The 12630-nt window shown below is 64.2% G+C and carries 10 protein-coding genes; 2 read left to right on the forward strand and 8 right to left on the reverse strand.

What is annotated here, in order from left to right:
• Positions 1–2: 2 nt before the first annotated feature.
• Positions 3–992, reverse strand: a complete 990-nt coding sequence (locus BG60_RS02755) for a D-2-hydroxyacid dehydrogenase family protein (RefSeq protein ID WP_008346847.1) — start codon at positions 990–992, stop codon at positions 3–5.
• 5 nt (positions 993–997) lie between these two features.
• Positions 998–2386 (reverse strand): MFS transporter, encoded by a 1389-nt coding sequence (locus BG60_RS02760; RefSeq protein WP_008346849.1) that lies wholly within the window; start codon positions 2384–2386, stop codon positions 998–1000.
• A gap of 225 nt (positions 2387–2611) precedes the next feature.
• Between BG60_RS02760 and BG60_RS02765 the strand changes: the two genes are divergently transcribed.
• The gene (locus tag BG60_RS02765) at positions 2612–3364 is read left to right on the forward strand and encodes an alpha/beta fold hydrolase (protein ID WP_051996399.1); all 753 of its coding nucleotides are present in this window, start codon (positions 2612–2614) and stop codon (positions 3362–3364) included.
• A gap of 14 nt (positions 3365–3378) precedes the next feature.
• Here BG60_RS02765 and BG60_RS02770 read toward each other — a convergent pair whose 3' ends face one another.
• From BG60_RS02770 to BG60_RS02795, 6 genes are read right to left on the reverse strand one after another with little or no spacing between them, the layout of a single operon-like run.
• On the reverse strand, positions 3379–4314 hold the full coding sequence (locus tag BG60_RS02770) for a hydroxymethylglutaryl-CoA lyase (RefSeq protein ID WP_008346853.1): 936 nt from the start codon (positions 4312–4314) through the stop codon (positions 3379–3381).
• A gap of 13 nt (positions 4315–4327) precedes the next feature.
• Complete coding sequence (locus BG60_RS02775; protein WP_008346855.1) at positions 4328–5689, reverse strand: MFS transporter; 1362 nt, start codon at positions 5687–5689, stop codon at positions 4328–4330.
• 32 nt (positions 5690–5721) lie between these two features.
• Positions 5722–6534, reverse strand: a complete 813-nt coding sequence (locus BG60_RS02780) for an enoyl-CoA hydratase-related protein (protein WP_008346858.1) — start codon at positions 6532–6534, stop codon at positions 5722–5724.
• The gene (locus BG60_RS02785; protein ID WP_008346859.1) at positions 6531–7700 is read right to left on the reverse strand and encodes a CaiB/BaiF CoA transferase family protein; all 1170 of its coding nucleotides are present in this window, start codon (positions 7698–7700) and stop codon (positions 6531–6533) included. The genes BG60_RS02780 and BG60_RS02785 overlap by 4 nt, the downstream gene beginning before the upstream one ends.
• On the reverse strand, positions 7697–9430 hold the full coding sequence (locus BG60_RS02790) for a hydantoinase B/oxoprolinase family protein (RefSeq protein ID WP_033535809.1): 1734 nt from the start codon (positions 9428–9430) through the stop codon (positions 7697–7699). Before BG60_RS02790 ends, BG60_RS02785 begins: the two co-directional genes overlap by 4 nt.
• Before the next feature lie 4 nt (positions 9431–9434).
• Complete coding sequence (locus BG60_RS02795) at positions 9435–11480, reverse strand: hydantoinase/oxoprolinase family protein (RefSeq protein WP_008346862.1); 2046 nt, start codon at positions 11478–11480, stop codon at positions 9435–9437.
• Positions 11481–11665: 185 nt separating this feature from the next.
• On the opposite strand from BG60_RS02795, the gene BG60_RS02800 reads away from it, so the two are divergent.
• Positions 11666–12619: a LysR family transcriptional regulator gene (locus tag BG60_RS02800; protein ID WP_033535810.1), complete on the forward strand. Its 954-nt coding sequence runs from the start codon at positions 11666–11668 to the stop codon at positions 12617–12619.
• Positions 12620–12630 lie beyond the last annotated feature (11 nt).

Raw genomic sequence — 12630 nt, forward strand, 5'->3', positions numbered from 1 at the left:
CGCTATGCGACCCCGCTGACGTAACTGATCTCGCGTTTCTCGGACGTCAGCACGCGAATGGGCGTGCCCGCGATCCATGCGCGAATGTTTTCGACAGACTCGCCGTAGTAGATGCGATAAGAGTCATCGGTGACATAACCGATGTGCGATGTCGCGATCACGTTATCCATCGATCGGAACGGATGATCGGCGGGCAACGGCTCCTGATCGAAAACATCGAGCGCGGCGGCCGCGATTCGTTTCGCGGTCAACGCATCGATCAGCGCGCGTTCGTTGACGATCGGTCCGCGTGCCGTGTTCACGAGCAGCGCGTGCGATTGCATCGTCGCGAGCTCCTTCTCGCCGATGAGATCGCGCGTGCGCTCCGATAGCCGCACATGAATCGAAACGATATCGCTCGATGCGAGCAATTCTTCCTTCGACACGTAGCGCGCGCCGAATTTCGCGGCGGACTCCTGCGTCATGTTCTGACTCCATGCGATGGCGTGCATCCCGAAAGCCTGCGCGACTCGCGCGGTCGCGCCGCCGGTATAGCCGAGTCCTATCAGTCCGATGGTCTTGCCGTGCAGATCGCCGCCCACCGACACCTGCCAGCCTCCCCTTCTGAACGATGCCACTTCGCTCGGGATGTGCCGCGTCGCGGCGAGAATGAGCGCCCATGCAAGCTCGGCGGCGGCCGTCGGCGACGATGCCGTGCCGCATACGGCAATGCCGAGTTCATCGGCGGCTTCGATATCGATGGCTGCATTCCACGGCCCCGTGCTTGCCAGCAATTTCAGATTCGGCAATCGCGAAAGCACGCTGCGCGTGAACCATGTGCGCTCGCGCATCACGCAAAGAATGTCGTAGGGTCGAAGACGTTCGACCAGTTCGTTCTCGTCGCGGATAGGGTCCGTGAAAACGGTAATGTCCGCGTGTTCGCGCAAGCTGTTCCACTCGCCGAAGCGAAGCGCGGTGTTCTGGAAGTCATCGAGAATGGCGATGTTATGCATAGGGTTCACTCTGTTCCTGCCGTCAGCGCGGCGCGCGCCTGCGTTTCGGTATGACGTTTGAAGCCGAGCAGCATCACGAGAATGCCCGCGACGAGTATCGCCGTCATCACGTAGAGGCCGCTGACGAGCGTTCCCGTCGCGGTCTTCAGCCATCCGATGACGAAGGGACTGCAAAAGCCGCTCAACAAGCCGATGCAATTGACGAACGCGATGCTCGTCGCCGCCGCCGGCGATCCGTTCAGATAATCCGCTGCGAGCGACCAGATCAGCACGTTGGTCGCGAAGATGCCGACGCAGGCCACCGTCAGCAACGCAACGGTCAACGCGGGCGAGTTGGTCGGATGCGAAACCATCAACAACGCGGCAGCGCCGATGAAACCCGAGATCGCCGCATGCCAACGGCGTTCGAGCATGCGATCCGAGCTTCGGCTTATCGTGACCATCCCGATCGCGCCCATTCCGTACGGTATGACGGAAAGCCATCCGAGCAGCGAAAGATTCGTAATGCCCGAGTCTTTCATGACGGTCGGAAGCCAGAACGTCACTGAATACGTGCCGCAAACGAAGGCAAAATCGATGAACGCGAGCATATAGACTTTCGGATCCGCGAGCGCCTCGGCGAGCTTCGCGTGACCGTGTTGCCCTGCCCTTCGCTTTCGTTCCATCTCGACATCGAAACCTTGGCGAAGCACGCCCTTCTCCGCTTCGGTGAGCCATTTCGCTTTGTCGATGTTGTCGTCCAGCAGCATCAGCGTGACGAGACCGAGCACGACCGCCGGCAATGCCTCGACGATATAAAGCCATTGCCATCCGGCGAGATGGGCGACGTTCGCGAGGCTCGTCATCGCCCAACCGGAGACCGGACCGCCGACAAGACCCGCGACCGGAAATCCGACCATGAAGCACGCGATGATGACACCGCGCCGTCTCTCCGGAAACCACGAGCTCAGATAGAAGATGACGCCGGGAAAGAAGCCCGCTTCGAACACGCCGAGCAGCAGACGCACGATATAAAACTGCGTGACGTTCGTGACGAACGCGGAGCATGCCCCGACGATGCCCCAGCAGATCATGATGCGCGCGATGGTCTTCTTCGCGCCCATGCGCCGGAGCAGCATCGCGCTCGGCACTTCGAGCAGACAGTACGAGAGAAAGAAGATGCCTGCGCCGAGGCCGTACACGCTGTCGCTGAAACCGAGCGCGTCCTGCATCTGCAACTTCGCAAAGCCGACATTGATGCGATCCAGAAACGCGACGACGTAGCACACGAAAAGCAAGGGCACGATGCGCAGCGTGACGCGCCAGTAGAGCGCCCGCTCATGCGCGAGTGCGGTGGAAGGAACTTGCGAAGAATCGGCTGACGCCGGATCGGATTCCACAACGGACGGGTTCACTCGCGCTCTCCATGATTGACGGCGTGGGCCACGATTCGAGCAATGGAGCCAGTCTAAGAAACATCGATAGACGCGGATAGTGAAAAGATCAGATCAGGTGAGACGCGCGGGTTATATCGGTGATAACCAGTAAGCAGCGGCGATAGTTGCATGCGTAACCGGTTGCGTGGCCGCGCTATCTCTGAGACGATTTGTGCATTCGTGCACATCGATCAGGAGACCGACTTGAAGAGCAGTCCACGGAACGACACGCAGTTCAACTTCGTCCTGATTCACGGCGCATGGCATGGCGGCTGGGTCTGGCGCTTCGTCGCGGATGAACTGATCGCGCGTGGTCATCGCGTCGTCGCGCCGACCATGACCGGACTCGGCGAGCGCCATCATCTGATTGAGTCGGTCACGTCGCTCGATGTGAACATCGAGGATATCGTCAACGTCATCGAGGCGGAGGAATTGAACGGCGTCGTGCTGGTCGGCCATAGTTATGGCGGACTCGTCGCGTCGGGCGTCGCCGATCGCATCGCGCACACGCTGCGCACCATCGTCTTCCTCGACAGCCTGCTCGCGCAAAGCGGCCAGTCCGCGTTCGATGTGCTGCCCGCAAGCGTCGTCGATGAGCGCATGGCATCGGTCGGCGCAAGCGGCCAGGCAATCGCGATGCCCGTCAACGGACTGAAAGGCACCGGCATTCCGGACGATCATCCGCTTGCCGAGTGGGTTCAACGGCGGCTCACGCCCCATCCGCTCGCGACCTACACCACGCCGCTTCAACTCCAATCGCCGCTCGGCAATGGCCTGCCCTGCACTTACGTGCACTGCGCGAATCCTTCATACGACACGCTCGCGCCGGTGCGCGAGCATGTCAAATCGCAATGCCCGGATTGGGGCTGGGAGCGCATCGACACCGGCCATGACGCGATGGTGCTCGCGCCCGGCCTGCTCGCCGATCTGCTGGAACGGCTCGCGGCGGCATCCTGAGCCGCTGACTGAAGTTACGCGGCGACGGCCTCGCGAGCGACGAAGGTCGCGGGTAGTCCCGCGCGGGCGATCGCGCCCGTGAACGGCTCGCCCGGCAACCATGCGGCGATCGTCTCGCGTATCGCCAGCAGCTTGTTTATCTCGATGCCCGTGCGCAAGCCCTGCGCTTCGAGCATGAACACCGTGTCCTCGGTATTGATGTTGCCCGTCGCGTTGGGCGCGAACGGACAGCCGCCGAGCCCGCCGAGCGATGCATCGAAAGCACGCACGCCTGCATCGAGCGCAGCCATGACATTGGCGAGGCCCAGCCCGCGCGTATCGTGGAAGTGACAGGCGACGGGCACCGCTCCCGCAAGCGACATGACCTGCCGCATCAGCGCGCGCACTTGCGCGGGATTCGCATAGCCGACCGTATCGGCGATGGTGATCTCCTGCGCGCCCGCATCGATGAGCGTCTCGACGAGTTCGAGCACCGTGCGTTCATCGACCTTGCCCGCGATCGTGCAGCCGAACGCGGTCGCCACGCCCGCGCCGAGCACGACATCGCGATTCAGTTCGTCACGCGCCGCCGCGATGCGCTCGAAGTCCGCGACCGATTCCGCCGTGCTGCGCCGCACGTTCTTCAGGTTGTGCTCGTTGCTCGCGGAGAGCACGTAATGCACCTTGTTCAGCCCCACATCGAATGCACGTTGCGCGCCTTTCAGATTCGGCACCAGTGCCGCTGCATGAAGACCGTCGATGGCAAGCGCGCCTGCCGCGACCTCGACCGCATCCGCGAATTGCGGCACGACTTTCGGCGGCACGAACGACGTCACTTCGATATCGACCACGCCCGCATCGACCATGCGCGCGCACCATTCGAGCTTTTGCCCGCTCGTGAGGATCGTTCGCACCATCTGCAAGCCATCGCGCAAGCCCACTTCGCGAATCTGCACGTCTCTTTCTTTCATGTCTGCTCCGGTTTCAGATGGTCGCGTCCGCGACGGCATCGCTGCCTTCATCCGTATGTCCTGCGCCGCTTGCGACCGCCGATGTCGACGGCGCAAGCACCACGGCTGCAATTGCGCCGAGCACCATCAGAAGCGCGATCGCGCCGAGTCCGCCCGCCATGCTGTTCGTCATCGTCTTGATCGAGCCGATGATCATCGGACTCACGAAGCCGCCGAGCAGGCCGACGCAGTTGATCACCGCGACGCCGCCCGCCGCGCCGCTGCCGCGAATGTAATCGGTCGAGATCGCCCAGATCAGCGGATTCGGCGCGAGGATGCCGGCGGTGGCCACCGACAACGCCGCGAGCGACAGCGCAAGGTTGCCCGTCGTGAACGCCGCGACGACGAGACCGGCCGCGCCGAACACCATCGCGATCGCGCAGTGCCAGCGCCGCTCCATCGTGCGATCCGAATGACGGTTCAGCGCGATGAGCGCGATCCAGCTCACGAAGTACGGGATCGCCGAATAGCAGCCGATCTGCAACGCGCCCGACACGCCCGCGCTCTTGATGAGCGTCGGCAGCCAGAAGCCGATCGCGAATACGCCGGCGATCTGCGTGAACCACACGAAGCCCATCACGTAGACGCGAAAGTCCTTCAGCGCGCGGCCGAACGTATGCTCCGCGTGCTTCGTCGAGACGCTCGAACTCTTGCGGATGTCGTCGAGCACGATCGCCTTTTCGTTCTCGGTGAGCCACTTCGCCTGTTGCGGGCCGTCATCGAGAAAGAAGAACGCGATCACGCCGAGCACGCTCGCGGGCAAGCCTTGCACGATGAACATCCACTGCCAGCCGTGCAGGCCGCCATAGCCGTCGAAGTAAGTCATCAGCGCGCCCGACAGCGGCCCGCCGAACAGGCCCGCGATGCCCGTCGCGCAAGTGAAGATGGCGATGACCTTCGCGCGCCGCTCGACCGGATACCAGCGCGTGAGATAGAAGATCACGCCGGGATAAAGCCCCGCTTCCGCGAGCCCGAGAAAGAAGCGCACGGTATAGAGATGCGATGGCAGCGTGACGAACGCCGTGCCCGCCGCGATCAAGCCCCACAGAATCATGATGCGCGAGAACGTGCGCTTCACGCCGATACGCGCGAGCAGCAGATTGCTCGGCACTTCCATCAGCACGTAGCCGAGAAAGAAGATGCCCGCGCCGATGCTGTAAGTGAGATCGCTGAAGCCCACGTCGTGCTTCATGTCGAGTTGCGCGATGCCGATGTTGATGCGATCGAGAAACGCAAACACATAGCACAGGAACAAAAAGGGGATGAGCCTGCGCGTGATCTTGCCGTAGGTCGCTTCGGCCTTGGGTCTGTCGAAGCTGCCGATGTCGGGTGTCATGTCTGTCTCCTCCGGTGAGTCCGGGTTTTGATCTAGCGGCCTTTGAATCGCGGCGCGCGCTTCTCGTTGTAAGCGCTGATGCCTTCGAGACGATCCTCGGTCGGAATCAGCCGGTTATACGCTTCGATTTCCAGATAGAGCCCGGTGCGCAGATCGCCCTGCATGCCGAGGTCGATCGCCTTCTTCGCCTGCGCGACCGAAAGCGGCGCGCTCGTGCAGATGTCGCGCGCGGCGTCGATGGCGTCGGCGAGCACGCGCCCCGGCTCGCACAGCCGGTTGACGACGCCCCACGCGAGCGCTTCCTGCGCCGTGAACTTGCCGCCGCGCAGAATCAGCTCTTTCGCGCGCCGCACGCCGATCGCGCGCGGCAGTTGCTGCGTGCCGCCGCCGCCCGGCATGATGCCGCGTTTCACTTCGGTGAAGCCGAACGTCGCGTGGCTGACGGCATAAGCGAAGTCGCACGCGAGCAGCAGTTCGAGTCCGCCCGCGACCGCCGCGCCGTTGGCCGCGCAGATGACCGGCACCGGGCAATACGTGAGCGCGCGGTTCATGCGCTCGAACAGATAGTGCTGCACGCCGAACTGCTCGTCGGTCATGCCTTCGCGCTGCTTGAGGTCCGCGCCGCCGCAGAACGCGCGTTCGCCCGCGCCCGTCAGGATCACGCAGCGATACAGCGCGGGGTTCGCTTCGAGCGCACCGAATACGCGGATGATCTCGTCGCCCATCGTCGTGCTGATCGCGTTCGAGACTTCCGGACGATTCAGCTTGACGATGAGAATCTGTTCGTCGATTTCTTCGAGCGTCAGCGTGTCGAGCGCGCCGACCAGTTGCGATGCAAGTTTCACGATGTCTCCAGTGTTTTCTTCGCCAGCAGATGATTGTGTTCGCCGAGTTTCGGCGTGACGCCGGTGCGCGCAGGCCGCACGCCGCCGAATGAAATCGGCACGCCGACGACCGTCGCCGCGCCGTCGTCGGTGATGCGCAGCAGATCGAGCGCCTTGGTCTGCTCGTGTTCGACGACCTGATCGATGGTCTGAATCGGTCCGCACGGAATGCCCGCCGTATCGAGCGCTTCCAGCCAGTGCGCGGTGCCCCGCTTGCGGAACTCGATATGCAGCAAGTCGATCAGCGCGACGCGATTGGTCACGCGCGCGCCGTTGGTGACGAAGCGCGCGTCGTCGGCGAGCGCGGCGATATCGAGCACGTCGCACAAGCGGCGGAACAGGCGGTCGTTGCCCGCGGCGACCATGATGGTGCCGTCCGCGCATTCGAAGGCCTGATGCGGCACGATCGCGGCCGTCCCCGATCCCCAGCGTCCCGGCAACACGCCCGACGCGAGATAGTCGGCGATCTGGATGCCCGCCCAACTGATCGCCGTCTCGTACAGCGACACGGACACGATCTCGCCCGCGCCCGTCGTCTGGCGCCGGAAGAGCGCGGCGAGCACGCCGATCGCGGCCCAGAGTCCGGTGCCCATGTCGTTCACCGAAACCGGAATGCGCGACAGCGGCTCGCCCGGCTGACCGAGAAAGCTCATCAGGCCCGAAAGCGCCTGCACGAGCGGATCGTAGCCGGGCTTGTCGCGCAGCGGCCCGGCCGTGCCGAACGCGCCGAGATTGCAATAGACGAGCGACGGCTTCATGCGCAGCATCGCCTCGCCGCCGAGACCGTATTTCTCCGTGCCGCCCGCCTTCAGGTTTTGCAGCACGACATCGGCGCGTTGCGAGATCAGCTCGCGCAACGCCTGTGCTTCGTCCGGATTCGACAGCGACATCGCGATGCTTTTTTTGCCGTGATTCACCGCATGAAACAACGCGGCCGCGCCATCGACGAAAGGCGGGCCCCAATCGCGCGCGTAGTCGCCGTGTTCCGCGCTTTCGATCTTGATGACGTCCGCGCCGAGCGACCCGAGGATCATGCCCGCATACGGCGCGGCGAGACTGTGGCCGATCTCGATCACGCACACGCCCGCGAGCGGCAAAGGCTGGTTCATGGCTTCGCTCGCGCTCATTCGGCGGTGACTTCGAGCGGTGCGTCGATGGTTTCGCGCGTGCGGCCGTAGACTTGCGCGGCGGCATCGGCGCTGATGTAGCCATCGGCGACATCGGCATCGACGCGCTTCTCATCGCGTTCGCGCGGATCGCCATAGCCGCCGCTGCCCGCGGGCTGCACGGTCACGCGATCGCCGCGATACACGACCGTCTGTCCGCCCTTCGCCGCGACCTCCTGCGTGCTGCCGTCCGCGCGTTCGACGACGCACAGAAAGCGCGTGCCGGCCTGCCCGCCGAAGTGACCTTCGGGGGCGGAACGTCCGCGTTCGCCGGACACGGTGAAGGTGGCTTCGTCGTATTCCACGCGATACACGCGCCGCGATGTCAGCCCGCCGCGCTGTCGGCCCGCGCCGCCGCTGTCGGTGACGAGCGACCATTCCTCGACCATCAGCGGCGAAGTCGCTTCGATCATTTCGATCGACTGACTGCCCGCGTTGCCCACGTAGACGCGCACGCCGCTCACGCCGTCCTTCTCCGCGCGCGCGCCCATGCCGCCCGCGTGGACGTCGTGCATGGTGACGAACTCCTGACCGGTTCGGGCGATGCGCGCGGCATCGGTATCGCGTCCGCTGAAAATGCCCGCGCACGACGCGCAGTTGCTTTGTCCGGTGATGCGCTCCGGCACCGCGGGCGCAAGCGCCTTGAGCAGCAGATCGATCACGCGCGGCGAGGTCTCCGTGTTGCCCGACACCACCGACGCCGGATAGCGGCAGTTCAGCACGCTGCCCTCGGGCGCGATGATCGTCACCGGCCGATAGCAGCCCTGGTTGGTCGGAATGCCCGGATCGGTCAGCGCTTTCACGGTGAACCAGGTGCTGTTGCACGTCACCGAAAGCGGACAGTTGATGCCGCCGCGCGCCTGCGGCCCGGTGCCGGTGTAATCGAACGTGATGTGATCGCCCGTCTTCGTGATCTTCACCTTGAGCAGCGGCCGCTCCTGTTTCCAGCCCGGCGCCTCGATCGGATCGAGATACTCCTGCGCTTCGTACACGCCGTCCGGAATGCGTGCGATCTCCGCGCGAATGAGCTTCTCCGAGTGATCGAGACTCTGGCTCATCACGTCGCGCAATGCATCGGCGCCATACTTCGCCACCAGTTCGCCGATGCGCCGGTCGCCGACGAACGTGCCCGCGTATTGCGCCTGAATGTCGAGCAGCAGTTCGTGCGCGTTGCGGCTGTTTCGCGTGAGCAGGTTGAGCATGTCCTGCACCGGCTCGTCGTTACGATACAGAAACACCGGCGGAATGCGGATGCCTTCGGCGAACACGTCCCACGTCGTGACGGTATAGCTGCCCGGCGACTGTCCGCCGATGTCGGTCCAGTGGCCGCGCGTCATCACGAAGGCGACGATCCTGCCGCCCGCGAAAACGGGCCGCGTGAACTGCACGTCCGGTTGATGATTGCCGCCGCCCACATAGGCGTCGTTGCTGACGATGACGTCGCCGGGACGCAGGTTCTCGCGCCCGACCGCTTCCACCGACACGCGCGTCGAGATGACGGCCGAGCCGAGCATCGTCGGGATGTCGTTGCCTTGCGCGACGAGCTGCATGTCGGCGTCGAAAATGGCCGCCGACGAATCGCCGCTCGCGTGCATGAGCGGGCTGCCGGCGGTGCGCATCATCGCGATCTTCATTTCACGGGCGATCGCGAAGAGACTGCTGCGGATGATTTCGTAAGTAACGATGTCCATGAATTCAGGCTGCCAGTTCGATGACGAGATTGAGATCGGGATCGACGCGCGCGACATGCGACGCCTTCAGCACCGCGCAACTGCTGTGTTCTTCGATGACCGCCGGCCCTTCGATCGTCGCGCCGACCGGAATCTGCGTGCGCGCGAACACCGGCAGCGTGCGCGCGTGGCCATCGAAATACACTTCGCGGGTGCGAACCGGCTGCGGCAGCGCGCCACCATCGGCGCTCGCGACCGAGCCGCGCCAGCCGGTCGTCGTCACGAGTTGCAGACGCACGTTGGCGACCACGACCGGCTTGTCCTTGCTGATGAAGTTCCATTGCCGCAGATGCGCGTCCTCGAAGGCTTGCGCGAGCGCCGCGCGGATGCCCACTGCGTCCGCCTGCACTTCGACCGTGATGACATCGGGCTGGCCGGCGTAGCGGCAATCGGCGAGACGCACGACCTTCACGCCCTGCGCTTCGACGCCGTGACGCTGAAGCTCTTCCATGCCAAGCGCTGCCAGTTCATCGAGCGCGGCGTTCAGAGTCGCGTCGTCGATCATCGCGAGATCGCTTTCCAGCGGACGCTGATAGTCGTATTGCTGATCCGCGACCGTCATGCCGAACGCGCTGAAAAGACCCGGCAGCGGCGGAATCACCACGCGCCGGATACCCATTTCGTGGGCGAGATCGACCGCGTGCACCGGCCCCGCGCCGCCGTAGCAGATGTACGAGAACTCGCGCGGGTCGTAGCCGCGCTCGACTGTCATGATGCGGATGGCCTGCGCCATCAACGCGTTCGCGACCGAGCGCACGACCTGCGCGGCTTCGGGCACGGAGACGCCGAGCGGCTGCGCGATGACTTCATCGACGACGCGCCATGCCGCCTGCGCATCGAGCTTGAATTCGCCGCCGAGGAAGCTGTCGGGATCGATATAGCCGAGAACCAGATTGCAGTCCGTGACGGTCGGGCGCGTGCCACCGCGCCCGTAGCACGCCGGTCCGGGATCGGCGCCCGCGCTCTCCGGTCCGATGCGCACGCCGCCGCCCGCGTCGATCCACACGATCGAGCCGCCGCCCGCGCCGACCGAATCGATGTCGATGCTGGGCGAGCGCACGGTGTACGTGTGCAGCAGGCTCTTGTTGCGCAGTTCGGGGCGCGAGTCGCGGATCAGCGAAACATCGAAGGTCGTGCCGCCCATGTCGCCGAGAATCGCGTTCTTCAGCTCGCTCTTCTCGCAGTTGCGGATCGCCGCCGAGACGCCGCCCGCCGGGCCGGATTCGAGCAGCACGATCGGCTTGTCGGCGACCATGGCCGGACTCGCGAGCCCGCCGTTCGACTGCATGAAAAGGAATTTTCCCGCGAAGCCATGCTGCGCCAGCGCGCTGATGAGCCGGCCGATGTAGCGCCCGCAGACCGGACCGAGCATCGCGTTGATGACCGTCGAGCTCGCGCGCTCGTATTCCATCGATTCGGGATTCACTTCGTGCGATGCACACACGAAGCGCTCCGGCAGCAGACGGCGCAGCGTTTCGACGGCTTCGCGTTCGTGCCGCGGATTGACGTGCGCGTGCAGAAAGCACACGGCGACGGCTTCGATATCCGACGCGCGAATCTCTTCGGCGAGCGCTTCGAGCTGCGCGTGATCGAGCGGCGTTTCGATGCTGCCGTCATGGCGCAGGCGCTCGTTCACTTCGAGCCGCCAGCGCCGCTCGACGAGCGGACGCGGATTCTCGAACAGCAGATCGTAAAGATCGGCGCGGTCGTGACGCGACACGCGCCTTAGTTCGAGGATGTCGCGAAAGCCGCGCGTGGTGACGAGCGCGGTCTTCGCGCCGGTGCCCTCGACGACCATGTTGGTCGCCATCGTCGTGCCGTGGCCGATGAACGATACGTCGGCGCTGTCGGTGCCCGAGAGTTCGAGAATCTTGCGAAAGCCTTCAATCGTGCCGATGACGCGATCCTTCGGCGTCGTCGGCACCTTGGTCGACCAGATGCGCCCTGCTTCGTCGTCCACCATCACGACATCGGTGAAGGTGCCGCCGACATCGAGTCCGATTCTTTTCAATTTGCCTCTCTCCTGTGGATGCGTGATTTCTGCTGCGCTTGCCGAGGCCGCGTGAGTTCCGGCATGATCGAGCCGCGCCGTCGAGCGCCCGGCTGTGACGAACATCGACCGAGCCAGTTTAAAGAGGCATCGGCGCGGCCAGATAATGAAACGTTCCGATCAGGTGAGACGTTGGAGTTATATCGGTGATAACCAGTATCGATGCGATATTGAGGCGGCTGCGCGGCAATCACGTCGCGCTTTTGATCGCGCTCGACGACCATGGCTCGCTGCGCAAGGCGGCGCAACAGGTGTCGCTCTCGCAGCCCGCGACGACCAAGTCGCTGCGCGAAATCGAGGCGATGTTCGGCACTGAACTGTTTGCCCGTTCGCCGCGCGGCATCGTGCCGAACGAACTCGGGCGCTGCGTGATTCGTCACGCGCGCGCGGTGCGTTCGGAGATCGGCGCGCTGCGCGACGAGCTTGCGGCCATCATGCGCGGCGGCGGAGGGATGCTTGCCATCGGCGCGGTGATGGGTTCGATGCCCGAGTGGCTCGCGCCCATCCTGCGTGCGCTGCGGCAAGTGCAGCCGGACGTGTCCGTCGAGGTCTGGGAGGACAACAGCGCGCGTTTGCTGTCGATGCTCGATCAGCGTCTGCTCGATCTCGTCATCGGGCGGCCGAGCATCAGCGTTCACCCTGAGGCTTACGATTTCATTCCGCTCGAAGTGGAGGAAGTGTGTCTCGTGGTCGATGGCGCCGATCCGCTCGCGAGCGTGCAGCGCCTGACGCTCGAAGCGCTTGCGGACAATCCGTGGATCGTGCCGCAAGCCGCCCTGCCGATGCGCTCGCTGCTCGAACAGCTTTTCGACGACGCGGAGGTTCCTTTTCCGCGATACGCGATCGAAACGTCATCGACGTTCGCGACGTTGTCGTTATTGCGCGCCAGCGCGGGGACCGTTGCGCTGATGCCACTGAAGGTCGCGCAATACTTTCAGGCGCACGGCATGATGGCGGTGCTGCCGATCCGTATCGAGCGACGTGGCGCGCCGTACGGGATCGCAACGCGTCGCGGCGCTACGCCGACGGCGCCGGTGCAGAGGTTCATCGAGTTATGCAAAGAGAAGCGCGACGAGCAGCTTCGACGCAATGAGCTTTAACGAGGAATGTC

The organism is Caballeronia zhejiangensis, assembly GCF_000698575.1.
GTDB classification, from domain to species: Bacteria; Pseudomonadota; Gammaproteobacteria; order Burkholderiales; family Burkholderiaceae; genus Caballeronia; species Caballeronia zhejiangensis.